26 protein-coding genes are annotated in these 24079 nt (G+C 65.7%); 16 read left to right on the forward strand and 10 right to left on the reverse strand.

All coding sequences use genetic code 11. The features are described 5' to 3' along the window. The first annotated feature begins 144 nt into the window (after positions 1 to 144). The 3 genes from nirB to BOO71_RS08135 all read left to right on the forward strand — a co-directional run bounded on the left by nirB (position 145) and on the right by BOO71_RS08135 (position 4012). On the forward strand, positions 145 to 2751 hold the full coding sequence (gene nirB / locus BOO71_RS08125; RefSeq protein ID WP_075831445.1) for a nitrite reductase large subunit NirB: 2607 nt from the start codon (positions 145 to 147) through the stop codon (positions 2749 to 2751). Positions 2752 to 2819: 68 nt separating this feature from the next. Continuing rightward, entirely contained in the window at positions 2820 to 3197 is a 378-nt protein-coding gene (gene nirD / locus BOO71_RS08130; protein WP_075831446.1) for a nitrite reductase small subunit NirD, read from the forward strand. Continuing rightward, the gene (locus BOO71_RS08135; RefSeq protein WP_075831447.1) at positions 3176 to 4012 is read left to right on the forward strand and encodes a uroporphyrinogen-III synthase; all 837 of its coding nucleotides are present in this window, start codon (positions 3176 to 3178) and stop codon (positions 4010 to 4012) included. The genes nirD and BOO71_RS08135 overlap by 22 nt, the downstream gene beginning before the upstream one ends. 76 nt (positions 4013 to 4088) lie before the next feature. Here BOO71_RS08135 and BOO71_RS08140 read toward each other — a convergent pair whose 3' ends face one another. Together BOO71_RS08140 and BOO71_RS08145 are read right to left on the reverse strand one after the other, a co-directional pair. Then, a complete protein-coding gene (locus tag BOO71_RS08140) occupies positions 4089 to 4916 on the reverse strand; it encodes a DUF72 domain-containing protein (protein WP_075831448.1) in 828 nt (275 codons plus the stop codon). Between the two features lie 124 nt (positions 4917 to 5040). Further along, positions 5041 to 5478 (reverse strand): response regulator, encoded by a 438-nt coding sequence (locus BOO71_RS08145; RefSeq protein ID WP_075831449.1) that lies wholly within the window; start codon positions 5476 to 5478, stop codon positions 5041 to 5043. 397 nt (positions 5479 to 5875) lie between these two features. Here BOO71_RS08145 and hisF point away from each other — a divergent pair, with 397 nt between their 5' ends. From hisF to BOO71_RS08165, 4 genes are all read left to right on the forward strand, one after another. Then, positions 5876 to 6691 carry an imidazole glycerol phosphate synthase subunit HisF gene (gene hisF, locus BOO71_RS08150; protein ID WP_075831450.1) on the forward strand — a complete coding sequence of 272 codons (816 nt, stop codon included), beginning with the start codon at positions 5876 to 5878 and terminating at the stop codon, positions 6689 to 6691. After that, positions 6688 to 7359: a bifunctional phosphoribosyl-AMP cyclohydrolase/phosphoribosyl-ATP diphosphatase HisIE gene (gene hisIE, locus BOO71_RS08155; protein ID WP_075831451.1), complete on the forward strand. Its 672-nt coding sequence runs from the start codon at positions 6688 to 6690 to the stop codon at positions 7357 to 7359. The genes hisF and hisIE overlap by 4 nt, the downstream gene beginning before the upstream one ends. Before the next feature lie 169 nt (positions 7360 to 7528). Beyond that, entirely contained in the window at positions 7529 to 8419 is an 891-nt protein-coding gene (locus tag BOO71_RS08160) for a DUF4394 domain-containing protein (protein ID WP_075831452.1), read from the forward strand. A 424-nt stretch (positions 8420 to 8843) separates the two neighbouring features. Further along, entirely contained in the window at positions 8844 to 9380 is a 537-nt protein-coding gene (locus tag BOO71_RS08165; RefSeq protein WP_075831453.1) for a 5-formyltetrahydrofolate cyclo-ligase, read from the forward strand. A 7-nt stretch (positions 9381 to 9387) separates the two neighbouring features. On the opposite strand, the gene BOO71_RS08170 is transcribed toward BOO71_RS08165, so the two are convergent. Together BOO71_RS08170 and BOO71_RS08175 are read right to left on the reverse strand one after the other, a co-directional pair. After that, positions 9388 to 9876, reverse strand: a complete 489-nt coding sequence (locus BOO71_RS08170) for a GNAT family N-acetyltransferase (protein WP_075831454.1) — start codon at positions 9874 to 9876, stop codon at positions 9388 to 9390. A gap of 84 nt (positions 9877 to 9960) precedes the next feature. Then, positions 9961 to 10353: a lysozyme inhibitor LprI family protein gene (locus BOO71_RS08175; RefSeq protein ID WP_083653221.1), complete on the reverse strand. Its 393-nt coding sequence runs from the start codon at positions 10351 to 10353 to the stop codon at positions 9961 to 9963. A gap of 105 nt (positions 10354 to 10458) precedes the next feature. On the opposite strand from BOO71_RS08175, the gene BOO71_RS08180 reads away from it, so the two are divergent. Both BOO71_RS08180 and BOO71_RS08185 read left to right on the forward strand, forming a co-directional pair. Then, complete coding sequence (locus tag BOO71_RS08180) at positions 10459 to 11496, forward strand: metallophosphoesterase (RefSeq protein ID WP_075831455.1); 1038 nt, start codon at positions 10459 to 10461, stop codon at positions 11494 to 11496. A 119-nt stretch (positions 11497 to 11615) separates the two neighbouring features. Next, positions 11616 to 12224 carry a TapB family protein gene (locus BOO71_RS08185; protein WP_075831456.1) on the forward strand — a complete coding sequence of 203 codons (609 nt, stop codon included), beginning with the start codon at positions 11616 to 11618 and terminating at the stop codon, positions 12222 to 12224. 60 nt (positions 12225 to 12284) lie between these two features. On the opposite strand, the gene BOO71_RS08190 is transcribed toward BOO71_RS08185, so the two are convergent. Continuing rightward, positions 12285 to 12530: a glutaredoxin domain-containing protein gene (locus BOO71_RS08190; RefSeq protein WP_075831457.1), complete on the reverse strand. Its 246-nt coding sequence runs from the start codon at positions 12528 to 12530 to the stop codon at positions 12285 to 12287. A 168-nt stretch (positions 12531 to 12698) separates the two neighbouring features. Beyond that, positions 12699 to 13367 (reverse strand): translation initiation factor IF-3, encoded by a 669-nt coding sequence (gene infC, locus BOO71_RS08195; RefSeq protein ID WP_075831500.1) that lies wholly within the window; start codon positions 13365 to 13367, stop codon positions 12699 to 12701. 196 nt (positions 13368 to 13563) lie between these two features. Here infC and BOO71_RS08200 point away from each other — a divergent pair, with 196 nt between their 5' ends. Both BOO71_RS08200 and BOO71_RS08205 read left to right on the forward strand, forming a co-directional pair. Continuing rightward, positions 13564 to 15570: an amylo-alpha-1,6-glucosidase gene (locus BOO71_RS08200; RefSeq protein WP_075831458.1), complete on the forward strand. Its 2007-nt coding sequence runs from the start codon at positions 13564 to 13566 to the stop codon at positions 15568 to 15570. A 98-nt stretch (positions 15571 to 15668) separates the two neighbouring features. Beyond that, the gene (locus BOO71_RS08205; protein ID WP_075831459.1) at positions 15669 to 16346 is read left to right on the forward strand and encodes an NUDIX hydrolase; all 678 of its coding nucleotides are present in this window, start codon (positions 15669 to 15671) and stop codon (positions 16344 to 16346) included. 10 nt (positions 16347 to 16356) lie between these two features. On the opposite strand, the gene BOO71_RS08210 is transcribed toward BOO71_RS08205, so the two are convergent. Beyond that, positions 16357 to 17112, reverse strand: a complete 756-nt coding sequence (locus BOO71_RS08210; protein WP_083653223.1) for a polysaccharide deacetylase family protein — start codon at positions 17110 to 17112, stop codon at positions 16357 to 16359. A 5-nt stretch (positions 17113 to 17117) separates the two neighbouring features. Beyond that, positions 17118 to 18359 (reverse strand): MFS transporter, encoded by a 1242-nt coding sequence (locus BOO71_RS08215; protein WP_075831460.1) that lies wholly within the window; start codon positions 18357 to 18359, stop codon positions 17118 to 17120. A gap of 74 nt (positions 18360 to 18433) precedes the next feature. Between BOO71_RS08215 and BOO71_RS08220 the strand changes: the two genes are divergently transcribed. After that, the gene (locus BOO71_RS08220; protein ID WP_075831502.1) at positions 18434 to 19123 is read left to right on the forward strand and encodes a glycosyltransferase; all 690 of its coding nucleotides are present in this window, start codon (positions 18434 to 18436) and stop codon (positions 19121 to 19123) included. Here the strand turns inward: BOO71_RS08220 and BOO71_RS08225 are convergent. After that, positions 19068 to 20270: a glycosyltransferase gene (locus BOO71_RS08225; protein WP_075831461.1), complete on the reverse strand. Its 1203-nt coding sequence runs from the start codon at positions 20268 to 20270 to the stop codon at positions 19068 to 19070. The two genes, BOO71_RS08220 and BOO71_RS08225, sit on opposite strands and share 56 nt — an antisense overlap. Before the next feature lie 227 nt (positions 20271 to 20497). Here BOO71_RS08225 and BOO71_RS08230 point away from each other — a divergent pair, with 227 nt between their 5' ends. The 4 genes from BOO71_RS08230 to BOO71_RS08245 all read left to right on the forward strand — a co-directional run bounded on the left by BOO71_RS08230 (position 20498) and on the right by BOO71_RS08245 (position 23053). After that, positions 20498 to 21517 (forward strand): YkoP family protein, encoded by a 1020-nt coding sequence (locus BOO71_RS08230; protein WP_075831462.1) that lies wholly within the window; start codon positions 20498 to 20500, stop codon positions 21515 to 21517. A 57-nt stretch (positions 21518 to 21574) separates the two neighbouring features. Beyond that, on the forward strand, positions 21575 to 21826 hold the full coding sequence (locus BOO71_RS08235) for a hypothetical protein (RefSeq protein ID WP_075831463.1): 252 nt from the start codon (positions 21575 to 21577) through the stop codon (positions 21824 to 21826). Then, positions 21823 to 22158, forward strand: coding sequence for a type II toxin-antitoxin system PemK/MazF family toxin (locus BOO71_RS08240; RefSeq protein ID WP_075831464.1), 336 nt, complete (start codon positions 21823 to 21825; stop codon positions 22156 to 22158). The genes BOO71_RS08235 and BOO71_RS08240 overlap by 4 nt, the downstream gene beginning before the upstream one ends. 82 nt (positions 22159 to 22240) lie before the next feature. Continuing rightward, positions 22241 to 23053 carry a nitroreductase family protein gene (locus tag BOO71_RS08245; RefSeq protein ID WP_075831465.1) on the forward strand — a complete coding sequence of 271 codons (813 nt, stop codon included), beginning with the start codon at positions 22241 to 22243 and terminating at the stop codon, positions 23051 to 23053. Between the two features lie 149 nt (positions 23054 to 23202). On the opposite strand, the gene BOO71_RS08250 is transcribed toward BOO71_RS08245, so the two are convergent. Then, positions 23203 to 23850, reverse strand: a complete 648-nt coding sequence (locus tag BOO71_RS08250) for a GNAT family N-acetyltransferase (protein ID WP_217694866.1) — start codon at positions 23848 to 23850, stop codon at positions 23203 to 23205. Positions 23851 to 24079 lie beyond the last annotated feature (229 nt).

Here is a 24079-nt window from a genome sequence, read left to right on the forward strand (position 1 = left end):
CACAAGATATCTAGAAACTCTGCATTCTGCTCAAAAGTCTCTTGACAAACTGCCTAGAATCGGTCCCAATAGGGAGCAGGTCTGGTCCCACGCCAGCCCGACTCCCCCGCCTCCAACCGTGGAGGACGCTTCAGGAGCCTTGCTATGCCACAGCCACAGAACCAACCTGTAATTTCGTCCGCCCCAGCACACCCGCCCCGGATCGTCGTGATCGGCAACGGCATGGTGGGCCACCGCCTGGTAGAGCAAATGCAGAGCCAGGCGAACGGCGCTGGCCTTCAAATCACCGTTATTTGCGAGGAATCGCGGCTGGCCTATGACCGCGTTCACCTGTCCAGCCACTTTGATGACCCGGCCCCCGATCTGGCGCTGGCGACTGCCGAGGGCTATGGGGAGAGCGGCGTGCAAGTGGTTTACGGCAAAGCCGAGGTGGTGGACACCGCGCAGAAGACGGTTCAGGTCAACGATCAGACCATCACTTACGACGCCCTGGTGTTCGCCACCGGCAGCTTTCCCTTCGTGCCGCCCATTCCCGGCAAGGATGCGCCCGGCTGTTTCGTGTACCGCACGCTGGACGATCTGGAGCAGATTCGGGATGCGGCTCGGGGTGTGAAAAGTGGCGTGGTGATCGGCGGCGGCTTGCTGGGGCTGGAAGCGGCGGGCGCACTGCAAAAGCTGGGGCTGACCACGCATGTCGTGGAATTTGCCCCGCAACTGATGCCCGCCCAACTGGACCCGGAGGGCGGCCAGACGCTGCGCCGCACCATTGAGGACATGGGAATTGGCGTGCATGTCGGCAAATCCACCTCTGAAGTGACGCTGAGCGATTCCGGGCGCGTTTCGGGTCTGGCTTTTGCCGATGGCAGTACGCTGGAGGCCGATCTGGTGGTCTTCTCGGCGGGCATCCGTCCGCGCGACGAGCTGGCGCGGGCCTGCGGGCTGGCGCTGGGCGAACGCGGCGGCATCGTCATTGACGACACTTGCCGGACCAGCGCGCCGGACGTGTACGCGGTGGGCGAATGCGCGCTGCACGACGGGCGCATCTACGGTCTGGTGGCCCCCGGCTACGGCATGGCGAAGGTGGCGGCGGCGAATATCTTGCACGGTCTGGGCCTGCACGGTCTGAATCTGTGCGATGGTCCGGCGACGTTCACGGGCGCGGACCTGTCCACCAAACTCAAGCTGCTGGGGGTGGAGGTGGGTTCCTTTGGGGACGCCAGGGGCATCACCGAGGGCTGCCGCACCGTGTCCCTGAGCGACAACGTGCGCGGCACCTACAGCAAACTGGTGCTGTCTGCCGATGGCCTGCGCGTGCTGGGCGGCCTGCTGGTAGGCGACACCGCGCGTTACAACGATCTGCTTGATCTGGCGCTGTCTGGCACGCCGCTGACCGTGCCGCCCGAAACGCTGATCGTGCCGCCGCTGCCGGGTGGAGCTGCTCTGCCCGCCCCCACCAACGCCCTGATCTGCTCGTGCGAGAACGTGCGCGCCGACGCCGTATGCGCCGCGATTGGGGATGGGGCGCGCGATATCAAGGCGCTGAAAAGTTGCACCGGGGCCGGGACAGGCTGCGGCGGCTGCGTGCCCAGCCTGCACGGCCTGCTGCAAAGCGAACTGCGGCGGCTGGGCGAGACCGTCAGCAACCACCTCTGCGAACACTTCGCGTACTCGCGCCAGGAGCTGTTTGACCTGATCCGGGTCAGGGGATACCGCGCCTGGGATGAGGTGCTTTCCGCGCACGGCACGGGCCTGGGGTGCGAGGTCTGCAAGCCCGCCGTGGGCAGCATCCTCTCCAGCCTGCACGGCGAATACGTGCTGAAGCCGCAGCACGCGCCGCTTCAGGACACCAACGACGCCTTCCTGGCGAATATCCAGAAGAACGGCACGTATTCGGTGATGCCGCGCGTGCCGGGCGGCGAAATCACGGCGGACGGCCTGATCGCCATTGGCGAGGTGGCGCGCAGATACAGCCTGTACTGCAAGATCACGGGCGGGCAGCGCATCGATCTGCTGGGCGCACAGCGCGACGACTTGCCCGCCATCTGGGCCGAACTGATCGCGGCGGGCTTCGAGAGCGGTCACGCCTACGGCAAGAGCCTGCGGACCATCAAGAGCTGCGTGGGTTCGGCGTGGTGCCGTTACGGCGTGCAGGACAGCACCACGCTGGCGATCCGGCTGGAACTGCGCTACCGGGGCCTTCGCAGCCCGCACAAGCTGAAAAGTGGCGTGTCCGGCTGCACCCGTGAATGTGCCGAGGCCCGCAGCAAGGACTTCGGCATCATCGCCACCGAGGCGGGCTGGAACCTGTACGTGGGCGGCAACGGCGGCGTGACCCCCAAACACGCCCTGCTGCTGGCCGAGGGACTGGACGAGCCAACGCTGACCCGCACGGTGGACCGTTACCTGATGTTCTATATCCGCACGGCAGACCGCCTCCAGCGCACCAGCGCGTGGCTGGAAGGGCTGGAGGGCGGGCTGGAGTATCTGCGCGGGGTGATCATGGACGACTCGCTGGGCCTGTGCGCCGATCTGGACGCCGCAATGGATCAGCACGCCCTCAGCTACGAGGACGAGTGGGCCGCCGCCCTGGCCGATCCCGCCACCCCTGCCCGTTTCCGCACTTTCGTGAATGCCGACACCCGCGACACCGGGTTGCAATGGGTGGAGGAACGCGGCCAGTTGCGCCCGGCGTTCGCCCATGAGATGACGCAGGGTCTGACGCCGCTGCCGATGGCGGGCGGGGACGACTAGCGAACAGCCTTCAGACCCCCAGCCCCTTCAGCCTTTTTAACGCTTAGACCACTCCAAAGGAGTTCCCCATGACCCTCAACCTCAACACCCATTCCACCCCTCCCCTTCCCTCCTGGCAGCGCATTTGCGGACTGGCGGACATTCTGCCGGGCCTGGGCGTCTGCGCGCTGGTGGACGGGCGGCAGATCGCCGTGTTTCATGTGGCTGGGCAGGTCTACGCCCTGGGCAACCGCGATCCCTTCACCGGGGCGGACGTGATCTCGCGCGGGCTGACCGGCAGTTACCGCAGCGGAGAGGCAGAGGAACGGCCCAAGGTGGCCTCGCCCTTGCTGAAACACGCCTTTGATCTGGAGACAGGGCAGGCGCTGGACCACGCGGACATGACCTTGCCCACCTACCCTGCGCGGGTTGAGGGAGGTGAGGTATGGATTGGTTTGGTGGACTGAAGGTGCTGAGTCTGGAATCGCGCCGCGCCGAGGAAATGGCGACGTTGATCGGCAAATACGGCGGCGTGCCCGTGGTGGCCCCCAGCATGCGCGAGCAGAAGCTGGACCTGACCCGCGCGCTGGACGCCTTTGAGCGTGCTTTGGCCGCCGGGGACATCCACGCGCTGGCCTGCATGACCGGCGTGGGCACCCGAATGTTCCTGCGCGAGCTGGCCGCCCGTGACCCGCGCCATCTGGACACCCTGCGCGGTATTCAACTAGTGGCACGCGGCAACAAGCCCATGCAGGCGCTCAAGGAATTCGGTCTGGTGGGCGTGAATGTCGCCAAACCCCACACCTGGCATGAGGTTCAGGCCCACCTGCTGACCACGCTGGAGGCCGGACAGCACGCGGTTCTGCTGGAATACGGCGAGGCCATGCCCGCCCCGATGCTGCGCGAACTGTCTTTTGCAGGCCTGCGCGTGACCAGCCTGCCGGTGTACCGCTGCGCCTTTCCACTGGACACTGGCCCGCTGGACCGGGCGGTGCGCGACTGCGTGCTGGGCGGCCCGGACGTGCTGCTGCTGTCCAGCGGCACCCAGGCCCTGCACTTCCTGAAATACGCCGAGGGGCTGGGGCTGCTGGCCCACGCCCGCGAGGCGCTGAACCGTCTGGTGATTGTCAGCATCGGCCCGGCGTGCAGCGAGGCCGCCGCCGATCTGGGGCTGCGGATTGACCTGGAAGCCAACCCCCACAAGATGGGCATTCTGGTGCGACTGGCCGCCGAACACGCGCCGGGCATTATTGAGAAGCGGCGGCTTTTGCGGGCAGGTTAGGGAACGCCACTCCCCACCCCCAACCCCTCAACACAGCAGGCGGATGCCGTGCCAGGGGCGGGGGATGGGGATTTTTTTACAGCAACCGCCCGTCATCCCCCGCATCCGGCGTCTGCACGGGCACGCCGCGCGCATTCAGGGCCTCGCGCAGCATGGGGATGTTCTTGAGGGCGTGGCCTTTAGTCGTATTCTCAAAAAAGATATAGATTTCCGATAAGTCCTCGGCCACCAGCGCGATTTTCTCGGCCCACTCGTCCATCTCGGCGCGGTTGTACAGGTAGTCGTGGCGTTCGGCAGCGCTCTTGCCCTCCCACCAGCTTCCCTCGTTGCGCCCGTGCAGGCGCAGGTAGCCCACGTCCCCGGTGACATGCACCTGCGGTTCGGGCATGCCGCCCACCGGGGGGTAATCCGGGCTGACCCAGATCAGGCCAAACTCGCCCATGCCCTCGCGGACCTCGGGCCTGTCCCAACTGCCGTGGCGCAACTCCACGGCCAGTTCGTGTCCGGCAAAGCGTTCAGACAGCGCCAGCAGGTACTTGCGGTTGTCGGCGGTGCGGTGAAACGAGTACGGAAACTGCGCCAGATACGGCCCCATCAGCCCGGCGTCGCGTAGCGGTTCGGGGCTTTGCAGCATGCGGTCATAGTCGGCGTCAGTGGGGGCACGGTCATGCGTGAATGCCTTGTTCAGCTTGACGGCAAAGCGCGTGCGCCCGCCGGATTTGCGGGCCATGCCCTCAAAGGCTTTCAGGCCGGGAATGGCATAGAAGGAACTGTTGAGTTCCACGGCGTCAAAGTGCCGGGCGTAGGCGTCCAGATAGCCGTCTTTTTTCACGCCCTCGTAGATCAGGCCAGGGGCCGTCCAGTCGTCGTTGCTGTAGCCACCGCAGCCGATATACACACGCATAGCTTCAGGGTAAAGCGTGGCCCAGACCGGAGAGGCGGGGATGAAGGCGGGTTCAAGGCGGAAAGCAGAAGAAGAGGCGCGGAACACCGTCCACGCCTCCCATTCCAGCAAATCCGTCAGCGCGTCAGTACAGGCGCGGATGCCGGTTCAGGTTGGTCCAGAACGCCTGGATGGTGTGCATGGCCTCGCTGAACTGGGCGAAATCCAGCGGCTTGATCACGTAGGCGCTCGCGCCGTGCGCGTAGGCGTCGCGGATATCGCGGTCCTCGCCGCTGGTGGTCAGCATCACCACCGGGATATCGCGCAGGTCTCCATCGGCGCGCACGGCGTCCAGCACCGCCAGACCGTCCATCTGCGGCATCTTGAGGTCCAGCAGGATCAGGTCCGGCAGGGGCCGCCCGCACTTGACCGCGCAGCGCAGCAGCTTCAGCGCTTCCTGACCGCCCCCGGCCACCACGACCTCGGGGTGGGACTCGCCCACCTTCTCACCGCCAATGGCGGACAGGGCCAGTTCCAGATCATTGGGGTTGTCGTCTACGAGCAGGATTCGGTGGGTGATCACGGCATTCTCCAGTCAGGCATGGCCGGAAGACCGCCCTATTCAAAAAGAGGTCGATCAGAGGTGACTGGCTTGGCCTGGGGAAGCCACCAGATGACCCGAGCTTAGCATAGAGAATGAAGAGAACTTAAAGATTGGGTGGCATTGTGAGATAGTGCGCAGTAGACAAATACTGTGTGCAGAAGGACACAATCTGGGTTTTTTAGTAAAGAGATCGACTCTCATCTTTGCGCCAAAAGATGTGTTTTGCAGGCAGTACAGGAGGAGGTTGATCCCGGACTCCAGAACAGACACAGACGCCCTTCAGCGAGGGCCTGGGCTGCGGCATCGAAATGAAATAGCCCTGCTCCGATCAACGCCCGCACCATCCCGCACCCGGCCCTCGCGTAAACTCCTGGGCATGTTGACCAAGCGCATCATTCCCTGTCTGGACGTGCAAAATGGCCGGGTGGTCAAGAACGTCCGTTTTTTCGAGGACCACCGCGATGCGGGCGATCCACTGGTGCTGGCGCAGGCGTACGAGGCGCAGCAGGCCGATGAACTGGTCTTTTACGACATCACCGCCACGCACGAGGGCCGGGGCCTGATGCTGGACGTGGCCGCGCGCGTGGCCGAGCAGGTCATGATGCCGCTGACCGTGGGCGGCGGCGTGAACGCGCTCTCGGACTTCCGGCAACTGCTGATGGCCGGGGCCGACAAGATCAGTGTGAATAGCGGCGCACTGTCGCGCCCCGAACTGATCCGTGAGGCCAGTGACCACCACGGCGCGCAGTGCGTGATGCTGTCCATCGACGCCAAGCGCCGCCCGGACGGCAGCGGCTGGAACGTGTTCCGCGCGGGCGGACGGGTGGATACCGGGCTGGACCTGCTGGAATGGGCTGTGCGCGGGCAGACGCTGGGCGCGGGGGAGATCTGCCTGAACATCATGGACGCCGACGGCACGCGGGCGGGCTTCGATCTGGAGGCCACCCGCACCATCGCCCGCGCCGTGGACCTGCCCGTAATCGCTTCTGGCGGGGCAGGACAACTTTCCGACTTCTATGACGTGCTGACTGCCGGGCAGGCCGACGCCGCGCTGGCCGCCAGCGTCTTTCACTTCGGGGAACTGACCGTGCCGCAGGTCAAGGCGTATCTGCATGGACGGGATGTGGCGGTGCGGCCCGAGTGGCAGGACACGGCCCTTCAGGAAGCCGCGCTGCAAGGCGGCACCCGATGAGCGGGGCACCACTGCCGGACCTCTCGGCCCTGAAATTCGGCGCGGACGGCCTGATCCCGGTGGTCACCCAGGACGCGCGCACCGGCGCGGTGCTGATGCAGGCCTATGCGGACCGGGCCGCGCTGAAACGGACCCTGACCACCCGCGAGGCCACCTATTACAGCCGTTCACGCGGCGAACAGTGGATCAAGGGGAAAACCAGCGGGCATACCCAGCGCATTGTGGGCGTCTCCGTGGATTGCGACGGCGACAGCGTGCTGTACCGCGTGGAGCAGACCGGGGCCGCCTGCCACACCGGGGAATACTCCTGCTTTTACACGCCGCTGCTGGAAGAAGCCACTCCGGCGTCTGGCCTGGACGGCACGCTGGAACGCGTGTACGCCACCATCACCGAACGCCTCGCCACGCTGCCGGAGGGCAGTTACGTGGCCCGCCTGCACGCCGGGGGTCTGGACCGGGTCCTGAAGAAGATCAGCGAGGAAAGCGGCGAGGTGCTGCTGGCCGCCAAGAACAATGACCGCGCCGAACTGGCGACCGAGGTGGCCGATCTGCTGTTCCACACGCTGTTTGCGATGGCCGAGGTGGGGGTCTCGCCAGGGGACGTGGCCGCCGTCTTGCAGATGCGCGAGGGGAAAAGTGGCTTGAAGGGGCCAAAAGAAGCCGGTTGACCAAACCACCAACCTTTGATGAGGCGGGCCTAAAGATTGAGCCAAGACTGGGGAGTGATCCACCTGGCCAGATCCTGCTTATGCCTGTCTGAAGCCCCCGTCCCGACGTTGTGCCACATGTTCGTCCAGATCATGTGGGACTTTTTCTATCCCTTTTGGAGGATTCACCATGAAGAAAATGATTGCTCTGGCCGCCGTTTCCGCCCTTCTGCTCAGCGCGTGTAGTCAGGGACCGGTCGGCCCGGCGGGTCCTGCTGGCCCGGCAGGACCCGCTGGCCCGTCTGGCCCCACCGGACCTACCGGACCCGCCGGTTCGGACGCGCCCCTGGGCCGCACCGCATATGGCCTGGACGCTGGCGGCAGGCTGGCCTCCTTCGGGCTGGACAACCCCGCCATGAGCTATAAGACCCTGGCCCTGACCGGCCTGGGCGCAGGTCAGACGCTGGTGGACCTGGATTTCTGGAACAAGGACGGCGCGCTGTACACCATGTCCAACACCGGCGCGCTGTACCGCGTCAACACGGCGACTGGCGCACTGACCCTGGACACTCCCAGCACCGTCGGCACCCCCGCCGCCATCGACTTCAACCCGGCGGCCTTCCGCCTGCGCGTGTTCAACACCACCGACGACAACTTCCGCCTGACGCCCATGACCGGCGTCACGACGGCTGACGGCAAGCTGGCTTATGTCGCCGGCGACGCCAACGTGGGCAAGAACCCCAATCTGGTAGCGGCGGCCTATACCAACTCGGTAGCCAACGGCGTGGCACCCGTCGGCGGTACCGTCCTGTACAGCATGGATGCCGACACGGACCAGCTTGTGATGCACAGCGGCCCCGCAGCATTCAGCGAGCTGAACACCGTCGGCAAGCTGGGCTTCGACGCCGTGGCCGGAGCCACCGGTTTCGACATTGCCGGAGGCACCGAGGCCTACGCCACGGTGAATGTCGGCAACACGGTCACGCTGTACACCGTCAACCTGACCAGCGGCGCGGCCAACGTCAAGACCACCTTTCCCGGCAGCATCAAGAATCTGGCCGTGACCCTGCCCACCAATTAAGATGGACTCCGATTAGAAGGTGTTGAAAACACCTGAAAATCCGAGCGGAGCGAGCAGGAGACAAACGGGTTCCGGGCGTGGAGTGGAGGGATCGGCGCTGTTCCGATTCCTGCACGAAACAAACGGAATCCATATAAGCTCCCAACTGGGCGGGCGCGCTGAACTGAACGTGAACACAGGACAGGTCATGGCTGAAAAGCGTGGCCTGTCCTGCTTTGCGTTTGTGCTGCCGCCCGCGCCATGAAAAGGCCACGCCGTGAAAAGACTGCGCCATGAAAAGAAGATGAAGCCCTGACATGATCCAAAGCCGACGCCGCTGCATATGGCTGTTCAGGAGCGCGTGTCCACCTGGGGAGGCATGCGTTCCCCTTTTTTTTGCTCCGGTCCATCACGGCCTTAAAATAAGTCCATCTTGTCTCCACTGATGCCTACCGACAAAGCCGAGTGGCGCACCTGGGCGCGTGAGGAGCGGCAGGCACTCCCCGATCATTCGGCAGCGGTCACCGCCCACCTCGGTGCATTTCTGCGGCAGATGGGCGCGCGGCGGGTGCTGGCCTACCGCGCCCTGCCCGGTGAAATAGACGTGTCCGCACTGGCCCAGGGGTTCGAGCTGCTGGCCCCACGCGCCCGCTTTAAGCCCACGCCGCGCCTGACGCTGCACCCCTGGGACACCGCCACCGAGATGAGCCGCTTCGGGGCCTTGCAGCCGCCCGCCGACGCTCCCGAAGTCCCGCTGAGCAAGGTGGACGCGATTTTGCTCCCTGGCCTCGCCTTCGACGTGCAGGGTGTCCGGCTGGGCTACGGCGGCGGCTTCTATGACCGTCTGCTCCCTGGGTTTGGCGGCCTGACCGTGGGTGTTATTCAAAGTGAGCTGGTTGTTCCCCGGTTGCCCGCCGATCTCCACGACTGCCCGGTGGAGTGGCTGGCGACAGAGGATGGAATGAAGCGCACGCAGCGCTAGCCCCCTTTCACGAACCGCGCTGCGGGTGAGGCAGCCGCTCAGACGGATTCCCGAAATCGATCTCGAAGAAGAGGAAGCCCTCCTGCCCGGCGTCGTCGGGGCGGTAGCCCATGCGGACGTAGGCGGGGCCAGCCTCATGGGTGTTGGCGTACCAGAAGACATAGCGCAGAGGCCGCGCCCGCGCCCAGTCCTCCACCGCGCGCATCAATAGCCGGGCCACGCCGCGCTGCCGCCACACCGGAGCGGTGTAGAGGTCTTCCAGTTTGGCCGTGCGATGTGAGTTGCCTGGACGCAGGGAGATGCCGTAATCGTGGAGCGCCGCGTAACCAGTCAGCTCTCCTCCGTCCGCCCCGGCCACCAGCAGGGGCCGCAGCAGATCGCCGCAGAACGAGGGAAAACGGGCTTCCAGCGCCGCCTCATCGTCCACGAAGCCCATATCCAGCAGCATGGGTTTCAGGGCCGGGAAATCGGCGGGGACGGCGGGGCGCACATGCATGGCCGTAGTTTGCCGCGCAGGGTCTTGAGCCACGTCAGTCAACTGGCTTACTGGAAAGGACGGGCTTGTTACAGAGTGGGGCGCTCAGCGAAGGCGGCTGGGCTGGCACCCACTGCTGTTGCATTCGCGCAGGCGGTCATTCAGGAAATTCAGGCGCTCGGTGGTGGTATCCACGGCACAGCCGGTATACACCACGTCGCCCCGGCTGGCGTCGTACTCCACGCAGTCACGGTCTCGACGGACCAGCCATGCCCGCTGGGTTTCGCGCAGCCGTCCCTGCGCCGCCGGGGCCAGTTTCTTCAGCAACAGCGTGTAGGCCACGTTCAGATCGGCGTCGGCCCGCGTCAGCACCTTCATCTGACAGTAGACCTGATCGAAGGAGCCATTCGGGCGGTCACAGTTGTTCTGAGCGCCCGCCTGGGATGTCAGGGCCAGCGCAGTGCCGAGAAAGAGCGCGACTTTCAGGATGGGTTGCATGGGAACCTCCGGCCCAAGCGTACCGCAACCCACCTCTTGACACTTTGACGCCACACCGTAACGCCGCGCCCGCCCACGCGCATCCGCCATCTGTAGCATACGGGCATGTCACGCCGCCTTCTGCCTCTGCTGGGTTTGCTCCTGTCTGCCTGCGCCCCCGCCGTCAGCGGCCCGGTCCGTTCCCTGCCAGACGTGACCGCCACGCTGGGCGTCCCCGATCCCGAACACCTGCGGGTGGTGGTCATGGGCGATCAGGGCACCGGAGACGGGGTTCAGCGGCGGGTGGCGGCGGCTATGGGGGCGGTCTGTCAACAGCAGGGCTGCGATCTGGGCGTGGGCCTGGGCGACAACTTCTACCCGGCGGGACCGAGGGAAGCCAGCTCGCCCCTCTTCAAGACCCGCTTTGCAGACATCTATGGCCCGCTGAACATCCCCTTCCTGATGGTGCCCGGCAACCACGACGAGAGCGGTCTTTTTGGCGGCGACGGGACCGATGCGCGCGGCGCGGAGGCCGAGGTCGCCTACAGCAAACTGAACCCGCAGTGGGTCATGCCGGGCCGCACCTACCGCGCGCCCGTGAGTGCGGGACAGGGGGGAAATCTGGCCGAATTCTTCGCGGTGGACACCTCGCCGCTGGCCGCCTATCTGCCCGTGCACCGTGCCAGTGAGCGGCCCGGCGGCCCGTGGGACGCCGCCCAGCGTGCGTGGCTGACCGGGGCGCTCCAGAGCAGTTCCGCGCGCTGGAAGCTGGTCCTGGGCCACCACCCGCTGTTCTCCAACGGCAAACATGGGGACGCCGGGCACTACGACGGTCTGCCCTTCGCCTTCCAGCGCGGGGACGCGGTGCAGGACCTGTACGGGCTGGCCTGCGGCAAGGCGGATGTGCTGCTCAGCGGCCATGTCCACGCGCTGGAGGTCTTCGCGCCGCAACCCGAATGCCCCGGCACCTGGACCGCCGTTTCGGGCGCGGCGGGCGAGATCGGAGGCGGCAAAGTCGGCACCCGGAAAGCCGCCGCCGGGTTCTTCGGACAGCCCGGTTTCATGTGGCTGGAGATAACACCGCAGATGCTGACGATCAACATTTACACGGTGGCCCCCGACGGCGTGCCGACGCTGGCCGCGACACAGGAAATCAGGAAGTGAGACAGGCCGTCACACATGCGGATCGCCACCGGGAGCAGACTTTTCCCCGCTCCCCTGTCCGCGTGTCCCGTGGGAAACCGAGTCTCAAAGCGTGCGGTCTGCTGATCTGGAGTTGTGGCGTGGCCTGGGCAGCCCCCGCCTCTGCCGGTGCCTGCGACAACGCACTGAATCCGGTGCAGGCGGGCTGGGTCTGGACCTACCGGACCACGCCGGGCGACACCAGAAAGCCCACCTCTACCTACACCCTGGGCCGGGCGGGGGCGGGCGCAGAATTTCAGGAGCAGTCCACGGGTGCCGGAAAGCCAGTGAACACCACCAGATTCAGTTGCGCCGGGGGCGCGCAGACCAGCCTGACGCCCCCGCAACTGGGCGATATCAAACTGACCAGGGCGGCGGTCAGCGGGGTGGGCATCGCCGCCGCGCCGGACTGGAAACCGGGTGCGTCGTGGAGTCTGGTGTGGGATCTGGAGGGGCGGCAGGGCCTGCTGAGCGGCAAGGCCCTCATCACGGCGCGTCGGCAGGTACTGATCCGCGAGAAGGTCACGGTTCCCGCCGGAACCTTCGACGCCTGGAAAGTCAGGGGAAACCTGCGCGTGGTGGGCAAGCTGGGGCCGGTGCCCCTGAACCGCGATCTGGGCGAGTTCGAGGAATGGTACGCCGAGGGCGTGGGGCTGGTGAAATCCAGCAGCAGCTACAGCGTCACGGAACTGATGACCCTCAAAAAGTAGCAATCATCAAAAACGGTGCGGCCCTGCAATGGACCGCACCGTTTTTGCTGGGGACCAAATTTACAGTCCGGCTTCCGCCAGGAACGCGTCCAGCTTCTGTGGGCGAAAGCCGCTGAGGCTGTGGGCCACGTCGCCGCTGACCAGGGTGGGCACGCTGCGGCGGCCCCCGTTGACGCTCATCACGTACTCGGCGGCCTTGTCGTCCTGCTCGATGTTGATTTCCTCGAAGTCCAGGCCCTTGCTGGTCAGGGCGCGCTTGGTGGCGGTGCAATCGGGGCACCAACTGGTGGTGTACATCTTGATCATGGAAGATTCCTCCTGTGGGTGATGCAGACGAGAAGTAGGAACTACCTCTGTCCGGTACTGTAGTTTACAAAATAAAGCAGAAATAACAAATGGGCCAGTTCAGCAAAAGCGAACGGCCCACCGCAGGGGCAGGCCGCCTTGCGCCTTTGGGATCAGAAGCCGCCAGCGTTACGCCGGGGTGGATGCTTCGGCGGGAGCGTCTGCTTTGGGGGCCTGGGCTTCCGGCTGAGCAGCAGCCTCGGCAGGAGCAGCCGCAGCGCCAGAGGGGGCAGGCGCGGCCATCTCGCCGTCGTCTTCACGCTCTTTCTTGGGGGTAGGCGCGACACGGGGGGTCATGATCATGTTCATGTCCATGCCCATCATGCTGGGGTTGCTTTCCGGCACGCCGATGTCGGCCAGCGTCTCGGCCACACGCACCAGAATGCGTTCGCCCAGTTCCGGGTGGGTGCGTTCACGGCCACGGAACATAATGGTGACCTTGACCTTGTGGCCCTCTTCCAGAAAACGGCGCACATGCCCGGTCTTGGTGTTGAAATCGTGCCCGTCGATCTTGACCCGGAACTTGATGGCCTTGACTTCCTGACCACGCGCCCGCTTGCGGTTTTCTCGTTCGTTCTGCTGCTGCTCGTAGCGGAAGCGGCCATAGTCGAGCAGACGGCAGACGGGCGGCACGGCCTGTGGACTGACCATCACGAGGTCCATTCCCGCCTCACGCGCCATGTTCATCGCGTCGCGCGTGTCGATAATGCCCACCTGCTCACCTTCCCCGCCAATCAGACGAATCTGACGGACGCGAATCTGCTCGTTGACCTTATGATCTTTCGCTATATTCATCACCTCCGCGCGCCCCCTGCACGCTGGCAGCGTCATTTCTGACGGGTTAGGGCGGCTGAACCCGCATTCACGTTGAAAGCTGTGGCGGGTAAACATGTCAGTTTACCACGCAGCCCCCCTGTCTTTTTGTGGGCATGAACCTTCTGTCAACAGCGCGCCCACCTGCCGGGCAACCCGCGTCTTCTGCCATGCTTCCCCTATGGACCGTTCCCTCCCCCCTGTGGCCCCCGCCCACACCCACCGTTACGGCCCCCTGTCGGCCCGCAACCCCGATCTGGAAGTGCTGCTGACCGATGGCCTGGGCGGCTTTGCGCTGAGCAGTCTGGCCGGGGTGCCGACGCGCTGTTACTCGGGTCTGGTGGTGAGCGGGTTGCCGCCCGTGCAGCGCTTCACGCATCTGGTCTCGCCGCTGGAGATTCTGGAAGTGGGCGGCCAGAGGCACAGCTTGCACGCCCTGGAACTCGCGCCGGGCGTCTTCGAGGGACGCGGACTGGAGATTCTGAGCGACGTGACCCTGCGCGATCTACTGCCCGAACGGGTGCAGATGGTGGGCGGTGTGCGGGTTTCCCGGAAAATGGTCAGCCCGGCCCACGCGGGCGCGGCTGTCTACCTGTACACGGTGGATTCGCGTGAGGCAGTCACGCTGACGCTGGGCGGCTATTTCGTGGACCGAGACATGCACCACGTCCACCCGCAGGCTCCCGAACTAGCTTTTCAGGCGAACGGTGATGAGGTGCTGGTGCGCGGCGAACGGACCACGCGAGTTCAGATTCACGCTCCAGACGCACCGATCACGTCTCTCGCTCCCCAGCCCTTCCCCCAGCGTGTCTACTACCGCCACGACGCGGCGCGAGGCGAACCCGATCACGAGTACACGCGCGGCGCGGTGCTGTGGGAGGTCCACTTTCCAGCGGGCGGCGGGCAGGTGGCGCTGGTAGTCCAGGGAATGACCGACACCATCCCCGACATCCCCGATCCCTGGCTGGCTTACGGGCAGGAAGCGACGCGCCGCCGGGAACTGGCCGAGCTGGCGCAGCAGACCTGCGGCGTGTCCGACGATCTGGTGGCGACGCTGGCAGTGGCGGCGGACGCCTACCTGGTCCAGCGGAACAACCCGGCGGGGACCAGCGTGATCGCGGGCTACCCGTGGTTCGCCGACTGGGGCCGCGACGCCATGATCTCGCTGACCGGTTTAACGCTGCTGACCGGGCGCTTTGCCGAGGCCCGCGACTTGCTGCACACCTTTTTAAGCACCCTACAACGTGGCCTGATTCCCAACCACTTCCATGAGGACGGCCAGGGCGCGGGATACAACACGGTGGATGGGGCGCTGTGGCTGGCGGTGGCGCTGGAACGCTACGTAACGGCCAGCCACGATCTGGACTTCGCGCGAGAAGCCCTACCTCAATTGCGAGAACTGCTGATCTGGCACCTACGCGGCACCGATCACGGCATCCGTAGCGATCCAGCAGATGGCCTGCTGCTGGCCGGGGAGGCAGGGGTGCAACTGACCTGGATGGACGTGAAGATCGAGGACTGGGTGGTCACGCCGCGCCACGGCAAGCCGATTGAGATTCAGGGGCTGTGGATCGCGGCACTGGGCGCGGAAACACAGCTCTCGGAAACGCTGGGAGAATCACCGGAACTCGCGGAAGCATGGGCGCAGGCGCGCGGCAGCTTCGGGCAGTTCTGGGATGGGCAGGCGTTCGCCGACACCATCGGGCTGGACGGTACCCTGGACCTCAGCGTGCGCCCCAACGCCGCGCTGGCGCTGGCGCTGCCGGACACGCCCACCACGCCCGAACAGGTGGAGGCCGCCGTCCGCCAGACCGAAACTGAACTGCTGACGCCGCTGGGGCTGCACACCCTCTCGCCACGCGATCCGCGCTACCGGGGCAATTACGGCGGGCCACAGGTGCTGCGCGACGCGGCCTACCATCAGGGCACGGTATGGCCGTGGCCGCTGACCGCGTATCTGGAACTGCTGCTCTCACGCGGCGAGGTGGCCCAGGCCCGCGCCGCGCTGGACAGCCTGAGCGGTCACGTCTGGGAGGCGGGCGTCGGCCACGTCTCGGAGGTGTTCAGCGGGGACGCGCTGCTGCCGGGGGGATGCCCCTTCCAGGCGTGGAGCGTGGCCGAACTGTTGCGCGGGCAGGTGCTGGTGTCGCGGGCCGAGGCGAAAGAGGCCGCCCAAAAGTCAGGTTAAACCATGTCTCAGAGCTGATTTCTCCCGAGACTACATCACACTTATGGCTAGACACCCCCACTTGACGTACACCTGACACTAACCCTAGGATCACGGCTATGACTGGCCTCGCCCTTCCACCCCAGGCCACACAGGTGGGGCTGGCGGTGGACATCGCGGCCTTTGCCATGCACGGCGGCGAATTGAATGTTCTGCTGGTGCAGCGCGGCCAGTTGCCGCACGCCCGCGACTGGGCGCTGCCCGGCGGCTTCGTGCAGCCCGGCGAGGAACTGCACGAGGCCGCCCTGCGCGAATTGAGGACCGAGACCACCGTGCAACTGGAACCGCGCCACTTAGAGCAGTTCTATACCTTTGGCGAGGTGGGCCGCGATCCGCGCGGGCGCATCGTGAGCGTGGCGCATCTGGCGGTGCTGCCACACGGCACGGTCAGCGTCAGCGGCGGCGGCCATACGCTGGAAGCCGAGTGGCTCAGCGCACACCGCCCGCCCCGGCTGGCCTTCGATCATCAGGCGATCCTGACCCGCGCCCTGCTGCGGCTGCAACTGCGGCTGGAGTACGCCAATCTGGCGCTGGAATTTTTGCCCGACACCTTTACCCTGCCCGAACTCCAGGGCGTCTACGAGGCGATTCTGGACCGCCAACTGGACAAGCGCAACTTCCGCAAACGCCTGCTGGCCCAGAGCATCCTGACCCCCAGCGGGGAGCGCAGAAGCGGTGTGGGACGGCCCGCACAGTTGTACCGGCGTGCGAAGAATGTGCGGGTGGCGGCGCTGTAGACGGGGAGACTTACCCTCCGTAACTGGCCCAGACTCTCTTCAATCCCTGCCGCAGCCCGATGCGCCGCATGGGCAGTTCGGTCAGGGGGACGGCCTGCAAGCCGCGCTCCTTCAGACCATCCAGCACAAGCGTCAGTAATTCAGGCGTGACTGCCGGGCCGTCGTGCAGGAGGACCACGCTGCCGGGGCGAATGCGGGCCAGGGTCTGCTGTGCCAGGGTGGGCGCGTCGGCGTCGGTCCAGTCGCGGCCCTCCACGTCCCACAGGGCGATCTGACGTCCAGCCAGCCGCGCCAGGGGACGGGTCAGCGGACTGTGGCCTCCGTAGGGTGGGCGGTACAGCAGCAGGTCAGTCTCTGGCAACCCCGCCTCTCCCCCACGCGGATGCCACACGATCTGCGCCCACTCCTGCCACGGCGTCAGCAGCAGCGCGTGCCGGTGCCAGCGCCCGTGCGCCTCGATCTGATGCGGGCTGTCCAGCATCTTTTGCAGGAGTTCAGGATGCGCCGCACATGCAGGCGCAGTGACGAAGAAGGTGGCGCGGGCGTCGTGGCGCTCCAGAATCGCCAGCAGTTCGGGCGTGCGCGGCGAGGGGCCGTCATCAAAGGTCAGGGCCACCCGGCCCGAATGGCTTGGACCACGCCCCAGCGCGCCCCAGCCTGCCGCGCGGCCCAGGACATCGGCCAAGATTGCGGCGGCAAGAAGGCCGAGTGCGGGGAGGATCAGGAGGCGGACAGAAGATTTTCGGGGAGCGGAGGCGTCATTCACACGGTCTACGCCCCACCCTCCAGCCCCGTTTCCTGCCGCGTGGTCAGCATGCGGCGGAAGATCACGTAGCCCAGCGCGGTCAGCAGGGCCAGGGCCGCGCCCGTGATAAACGGTCCCGTCGGCCCCAGGGTGCGGTAGGCGAAGGCCCCCACCAGCGGCCCCAGCGAGGTGCCCACGTTTTCCACGGTCATCAGCGCGCCCCAGGCAGCGGGGCGCTCGGCTTCCGGCAGACGACCCGTGACCAGCGCGGCCCAGCCGGGCATGATAAAGGCGTAGCCCACGCCCACCACGGCGGCCAGCACATACAGCGCCCACAGCGGCGGCGTGGTAGCGATCCCGCCCAGACCCAGCGCCAGCAGCGCGAAGCCCAGGGTCACGGCCAGCCGGGCGCGGCCTCCATCGGCCACCTTGCCGGTCAGGGGCAGGCTGCCGAAGGCCACCGCGCCCCCGGTGCCCAGCAGCGCCACCATGCCCCAGTAGGTCAGGCCCAGATCGCGGTACAGCGTGAACAGCAGCGGCCCCAGCAGGGTCATGGTCAGGGTCTGCATAAAGGCCGCCGGGAACAGCGGGGCCAGCGCACCCACCGCCGTTTTCAGGCGGGCGCGGCGGTCCGGCTGGCTCTCAGCGGTAACGGCGCGGCGCAGGCGGTCCGGCACGAACAGGGCCGCCAGCAGGGCCACTGCCAGCACCACCAGGACGATGGTGAACACCAGCGCGCGGGGGCGTTCGGCCAGCGCCCCCAGCAGCAGAAAGCCCGCGCCGATCAGCGGCATCACGCCCAGGCTGATCAGGGTGACCGCGCGGCCCTTGTGGCTGTCCTTGGTGGCATCGGCGGTCAGGTTCATGGCCCCCGGCCACATGGCGCTGAAGCCCACGCCATGCAGCGCCGCCGCCAGCAGCAACACCCAGGCGGTGTGCGTTCCGGCCATCAGGCCCACCGCCAGCAGCGACAGGGCCGCGCCCGAGAGCATCACCGTCCGCACGCCAAAGCGGCTGATCAGCGCACCCGACGGCCCGCGCATCACGGTATCGCTGATGAAGTGGATGGTAAAGGCCGTGGCCGCCACCGCCACCGCGTCCGCCTTGGGCAGCCCCAGCAGCGTGCCGGTGGCCTGCGGTAAGTAGGCCGCGTACATGCCGCTGCGCACGAATTCCGAACAGACCAGCACCAGCGCGGCCATCAGCACGCCAGGCAGCGTGCCGGGCTTGACGGGCAGTCGTTCGCGCAGGGCGGAGGCGGCGCTCATGGCCCTCCCCCCCGCCCCCGCCATCTCGGCTTCCCCCCGGCGGAAAAATGGGCCGCGCCTGCTAGCCTGTGCCCGTGCCCGAGTTCTCCGTGATCATTCCAGCCCGCAACGAGGCGGCGTATCTGCCCCTGACCCTGCGGGCGCTGGAGGCGCAGCACAAGCCCCCCGCCGAGGTGATCGTGGTGGACAACGGCAGCACCGACGGCACGCCGGAGGTGGCGCGGGCCTGGGGCGCGCGGGTGCTGCACTGTGCCCAGCCCGGCGTAGCCCGCGCCCGCCAGTGTGGCCTGGAGGCCGCCCACAGCGACTGGATCGCCACCACTGACGCCGATTCGCTGCCCAGCCCGCAGTGGCTGGAATTGCTGGACGCCAGCGCGCCAGGCCGGGTGGGCCTCTATGGCCCGATGGGTTTTTGCGGGGTGGCTCCGCACTGGAGCTGGGCCTCGCAGGGGGCTTACAGCGCCTTTCTGCACGCCTGCCGGGTGGTGGGCAAACCCAATCTGGCCGGGGCCAACATGGCCTTCTCGCGGCAGGCCGCGCTGCTGGCCGGCGGCTACCCCGAAGTAGAAGCCTACGAGGACGTGATGCTGGGGCAGGCCATCGCGGCGCTGGGCACGGTGGCCTACGTGCCGGGCGCGCTGGTGCAGACCAGTGCCCGCCGCATGGACCGGGGCGCGCTGCCCTTCGCGTGGCAGCACCTGCGCAACATCACGGGTCATACGCGAGGATACTTTGACCAGAGGGAAGCGCAGCAGAAGCGCTGAGGCCGGGGTCTACGGGAAACGGCACCTCGCGCGGCATGCCCAGCGCGGCGGCGTACACGTCCAGCACCTGCGCCGCCACGCCCGCCGGGGTGGTCCCCGAGGCGAATTCGCGCGCCCCGGCGGAGAGGCGGCTCCACAGCGCCGGGTCCCCCAGAATGGCCCGGGAGTGGCGGATCATGGCGTTCACGTCCGCCGGGGCCACCAGATAGCCACTGCGCTCGTGGGCCACGCTGCTCAGGGTGCCGCGTGCGCCCACCGCCACCACCGGCACGCCCATCAGCTCGGCCTCCTGCAAGACCAGACCCTGCGTTTCGGTGTCGCTGGCAAACAGGAACAGCTCGGCCAGACGGTAATACGCGCCGATCTCGGTCCAGGGCTTGACGCCCAGGAAGCTCACACGGTCCTCGATGCCCAGACGGCGGGCGTGCGCTTCCAGATGCACGCGCTCCGGCCCCTCGCCCAGCAGCACCAGATGGGTGTCGGGCAACTGCGCCACGGTGTCCAGCACATGATCGAAGCGTTTCTCGCGGGCCAGCCGTCCCACACTCAGCAGGCGGCGTTTCCCGGCAGGCCAGGGGTTTTCAATGGGCGGCGCGGCGTGCAGCACCCGCGCGTCGATGCTGGTGGGAATCACCACCGGATTGCGAACATGCATGGCGTGCAGCACGTCCAGCACCCCGGCGGTGGGGGTGATCACGGCGTCGGCCCGCCCGTACAGCAGGCTCATGATGCGGGTCACGGCCCCGGTGTGCCGCTGCAACGCCGTGACGCCCGGCACGTAATGGGTGTACGCCTCGATGTGCGTGTGGTACGTCGCCACATGCGGCACGTTCCATTTGCGGGCCAGCCGCGCCCCCGCCAGCCCCAGTGTCAGCGGCGTGTGGGTATGCACGATGTCGTATTTCTGCGCGAAGTCCTTGCGGGTGGGCCACGCCAGCCTGTAGGTGGGCAAAAACATGTAGCTGAGGCTGGGCACGCGGCGCACATCGGTGCGGGTGTCCACGTTGTCCGGGAAATCAGGGGCCACCACTTCCACGTGATGGCCCAGCGCCCTTAATTCGTCGCTCAGCAGACCCACACTGGTCACGATGCCGTTCTGATCGGGCAGAAAGGTGTCGGTAAACAGGCCGATACGCAGCGGTTTCATGCGTGCCCACCAGCGGAGTTCCGTTCCGGGAGGGGCCGTCCTGCTGGGGAAGGGGGAGTCTGAGGCATCGCTAGACAGGAGAATACGACGCCGGACATGAGAGAGTCGTCCGCCTTTGGTCGCCTGCTGCGTGGTCTCATGGTTCGTGATCTCACGCTGCGGCCCTCCTGAGCGGGGGCAGGCCGGGCCACTTCGCCAGGGACGGCAAAAGCCGCTACAGTCCCTCCATGAGTGCCGCGCCCTCCCTCTTCCTTGCCGCCCAGCTCCGCGCCGGGGTCTACGGCGCGTGGGCAGGGGGCCACCCCGGCGCACCCGAAGTCGGCGTGACCGTGCCCGTTCAGACCGGGGCCGAACTTGAAAGCGTTCTGGCACAGGAAATGAGCGCAAAGGTCACTTTTCTCGTTCCCACATCCCTTGCCCGGAGCGCACCGGACGTTCTTTGCGCCGCCACGCAGGCCAGACACGAGATCGCCGGGACCGGGCAGCCTGAGCAGATCAGCATGCTGGAAGCCGCCTGCGCCCAGTCCATCCAGAGCTGGAACACGGACGGGTTGAGCCGCGCCAGCCTGCGCCTGCTGGCCGCACAGAGCATTCATCCGCTGCCCTTCCCGCTGGACACGCCGCAGCCGGGGCAAACGGTACGTGTGTTGCCGGGAGAACTGGAACAGAGGCTACCGGAGATGCGGGCGCTGGGGTACCGTCCCGTCCCCGTGCGCGACATTCCGGGCTTGCGGCAGGCCGGGCCGCGTGACCTGCTGCTGCACCTGTACACCCACACTGTAGAGGCCAATTTTGCCCGTGAACATGGCGTGATCGATCTGGCGCAGCGGGCCGACGCCGTGATGCGGGTGGCCGCATTGGACCACGCGCCCGCGCCGCTGCCGTTGCCGCACAGCACGCCCACCGCCGAGCTGCACCTGCACTCGCCGCGCATCGTGGGGCTGGCCGGGCGAAGTGCCCTGACCGCCTACCGCGCCTACCTCCGCAGCCTGCGGGACGTGGCCGCCGCCATGCAGACCCTGCCCGAATTGCAGGACGCGCGGGCCGTATTCGCCGTGACCCTGTTCCACACACAACTGGAGCAGGGCGGCTTCGAGCTGTTGCCCCTGCCGCCCGCCCGCGCCCGCATCTACGGCCTGGGCTTTCGCGTGCTGCGGATCGTTTACGGCACGGCCCGTCCTCCCAGCGAACCGCAACCGAAGATGGCCTGGATGACGCGTGAGGCGTTTCTGGCGAAGTATGGATGAAGTTGAGACACTCAGTGGTCATTTTTTAGCCCATAGATCGTGTGTTAAATTCTGAACATGACTCAGGCACATCGTAAACACGTCGTTTTTCCACCCGACACCCTGCGATTTCTGGAGGACTATCAGCGCAAGCACCAGCTTCCCTCCTTCAGCGCCACCATTGAAGCTGCCGCACTGGCCTTGCAGCACCAGGAGTTGCGTCAGGCATACGCGCAGTACGCCCAGGACTTTGCTCAGGACGCTCAGGCCCAGGCAGAGGCTGAAGAGTGGCTGGATTTCCCGATGGAAGCCCCGCAGGATCAGGAGTGAGGCGCGGCGACCTGTATCTGGTCAACTTTGAACCCAGTACACCCGGAGAACCTGCCCGCACCCGGCCCGCCGTGATTCTGACCAACAACATTGCCAACGAGACGCTGCCGCATCTGGTGGTGGCCCCCGTCACCAGCAATGTCAGCCGAGAATATCCCTTTGATGTTCCGCTCCCTGCTGGAAGTTGCGGGCTGACCGAGAGCAGCCGCGTGCAACTGAACTACATCCGGGGTCTGAACCGCAGCCGGATCGGGCGCTACCTGGGAAGCCTGACCACCGCGCAGATAAGCGAACTGGACGGCAAATTAAGGGTCCATCTGGGGCTGAGCTGAGGCAGTTGCTGGCCGTCACTCCACCCGTTCTCAGATACAGGCAGGCGACGTGTAGTCAGGCAAGCTCACTACAATTCCCACTATGAAAACCGTGGCCGAGACGCTGACCGCACACCGTTCCATCCGGCAGTTCAAACCCGATGAAATTCCTCAGAATGTCATTGACGAGGTGCTGCAAGAGGCCATCATGGGCACATCCTCGTCGGGCAACCTCAACAGTTTCTCGGTGATCTTGACCCGTGACCCGGTGCGAAAACGGCGGCTGTACGAATTGCACAGCGAACAGGACTTTGTTCTTCAGGCCCCGCTGGTCATCACCTTCTGCGCCGACTGGCACCGCACGCGGCAGTGGCTAAAGCTACGCGGGGCACGGGACAACTTCAACAACTTCCTGGGCTATCAGGTGGCCGCCAACGAGGCGATGCTGATCTCGCAGAGCGTGACGCTGGGCTTTGAGGCGCGGGGTTACGGCCTCTGCTACATGGGGACCACATTGCAGGCCATGCAGGAGATTGCCGACTACCTGAACCTCCCCGAAACCTGCCTGCCCATCACCACCATCGCTGTGGGGGTTCCCGACGAGCAGCCAGAACGGCGTGAGCGCCTGCCGATGCGGGCCTATATCCACGACGAAACGTACCAGGAGGCCAGCACGTCCAAACTGGAGGAGCTGTATCAGGCGCGCGAGATCAGCGGCTGGCAGCGGTACATGTCCATGCCGCATCTGAAGGCCATGTGCGAGGAGGGCAGCATTACCTCGCTGGCGCAGATGTACACCAGTCCCTACAAATATGACCCGGACGCCTACGCAGCCACGTCACTGCGGGTGCTGGAGGCGCTCAGGGGGCGGGGATTTCTGCCCGGTGGGTTGGAGGTTGGGCAGGATGAGCAATGAAGGTCAGGCGTTGCGCTCGCGCTGACCTGACTACCACTCAAAACTTCTGACCTGAAACAAAAAGTCTGCTCCCATAGGTTTTTTCTACGATGAAGCCCCTTTCCCAAAATCGACCTCCGTTTGAGAAGTGGTTAGCGTCATAGCTGTACTCACTTGATGTGTAAAACGTCTTTAACGCCGTTCATGCCGATCAACTCAATATCGCTCCGACGACTCAACTCCCAGTCATCACGCTTGAGACGCCAGCGATTCAACACGGCTGGCTCGCCCCGCCGCGTGGCCCAGTTGCTCCCGTTCGGTTGGTAGCCCATGCTCTCGGACACACGGTTAGATGGCAGATTGTCAAAAAAAGCCTCACTGGCCGCTTCAGCCGCCCCAAATCCTTCAAAAGCAAGGTGCAGGATAGCGGCACGCATCTCACGTCCCAGACCTTGTTGCCGGGCGCTCGGAGCCAGCCATGAAAAGCTGGTGACTGTCTGGCAAGTGTCGAAATCCACGCCGATCAAGTCCTGCATTCCCACGGCCTGCTCGCCCAGCATGACCACAAAGTACAGACGCCAGAAATCGGGGCGAACGTTGCCCCGCCCCCGCCAGATGGACTGAAGCCACTTCCTCTCGCGTATTGGATTGTCTTCATACAAAGACATGGGATCATCGAATGGGTAAGGTGGTTGCGCGCCCACACCGTCACGAACAATGGGAAGAAGCTGGGCCAGCAGTTCGTCCGTTGCTCCGTGAAGCGCCAGCTTGGGCGTGATGATTTTAAGGCTCAGTGGCGGATAGAGATCGGTGGACACTACCGTAAGAGAACACGGTTGACCCAGAGAATCCATATGCAAAACGGCTGATCAGGAATCGGCCCAGAGTTCGCGCAGAAACTTGCGCTAAGAAATTTCTCCTGCTGCAATTCCCCTTCCAGGCGCGAGTCTGCTCTCTTCTTTCCGTTCGTTAGTCGTCTGGCCGTTCCTCGTTTTGAAGGGTAGCCAGCGCGCTGACCTATGATCCTGCAAAAGCATCAATACAAGT

The sequence above is a fragment of the Deinococcus marmoris genome (genome assembly GCF_001949125.1).
GTDB classification, from domain to species: domain Bacteria; phylum Deinococcota; class Deinococci; order Deinococcales; family Deinococcaceae; genus Deinococcus; species Deinococcus marmoris_A.

Coding starts and splice junctions, on each gene's coding strand:
- nirB (WP_075831445.1), top strand. CDS start 145: ATGCCACAGCCACAGAACCAACCTGTAATTTCGTCCGCCCCAGCACAC.
- nirD (WP_075831446.1), top strand. CDS start 2,820: ATGACCCTCAACCTCAACACCCATTCCACCCCTCCCCTTCCCTCCTGG.
- BOO71_RS08135 (WP_075831447.1), top strand. CDS start 3,176: ATGGATTGGTTTGGTGGACTGAAGGTGCTGAGTCTGGAATCGCGCCGC.
- BOO71_RS08140 (WP_075831448.1), bottom strand. CDS start 4,916: ATGCGTGTGTATATCGGCTGCGGTGGCTACAGCAACGACGACTGGACG.
- hisF (WP_075831450.1), top strand. CDS start 5,876: ATGTTGACCAAGCGCATCATTCCCTGTCTGGACGTGCAAAATGGCCGG.
- hisIE (WP_075831451.1), top strand. CDS start 6,688: ATGAGCGGGGCACCACTGCCGGACCTCTCGGCCCTGAAATTCGGCGCG.
- BOO71_RS08160 (WP_075831452.1), top strand. CDS start 7,529: ATGAAGAAAATGATTGCTCTGGCCGCCGTTTCCGCCCTTCTGCTCAGC.
- BOO71_RS08165 (WP_075831453.1), top strand. CDS start 8,844: ATGCCTACCGACAAAGCCGAGTGGCGCACCTGGGCGCGTGAGGAGCGG.
- BOO71_RS08170 (WP_075831454.1), bottom strand. CDS start 9,876: ATGCATGTGCGCCCCGCCGTCCCCGCCGATTTCCCGGCCCTGAAACCC.
- BOO71_RS08175 (WP_083653221.1), bottom strand. CDS start 10,353: ATGCAACCCATCCTGAAAGTCGCGCTCTTTCTCGGCACTGCGCTGGCC.
- BOO71_RS08180 (WP_075831455.1), top strand. CDS start 10,459: ATGTCACGCCGCCTTCTGCCTCTGCTGGGTTTGCTCCTGTCTGCCTGC.
- BOO71_RS08190 (WP_075831457.1), bottom strand. CDS start 12,530: ATGATCAAGATGTACACCACCAGTTGGTGCCCCGATTGCACCGCCACC.
- BOO71_RS08200 (WP_075831458.1), top strand. CDS start 13,564: ATGGACCGTTCCCTCCCCCCTGTGGCCCCCGCCCACACCCACCGTTAC.
- BOO71_RS08205 (WP_075831459.1), top strand. CDS start 15,669: ATGACTGGCCTCGCCCTTCCACCCCAGGCCACACAGGTGGGGCTGGCG.
- BOO71_RS08215 (WP_075831460.1), bottom strand. CDS start 18,359: ATGAGCGCCGCCTCCGCCCTGCGCGAACGACTGCCCGTCAAGCCCGGC.
- BOO71_RS08225 (WP_075831461.1), bottom strand. CDS start 20,270: ATGAAACCGCTGCGTATCGGCCTGTTTACCGACACCTTTCTGCCCGAT.
- BOO71_RS08230 (WP_075831462.1), top strand. CDS start 20,498: ATGAGTGCCGCGCCCTCCCTCTTCCTTGCCGCCCAGCTCCGCGCCGGG.
- BOO71_RS08235 (WP_075831463.1), top strand. CDS start 21,575: ATGACTCAGGCACATCGTAAACACGTCGTTTTTCCACCCGACACCCTG.
- BOO71_RS08245 (WP_075831465.1), top strand. CDS start 22,241: ATGAAAACCGTGGCCGAGACGCTGACCGCACACCGTTCCATCCGGCAG.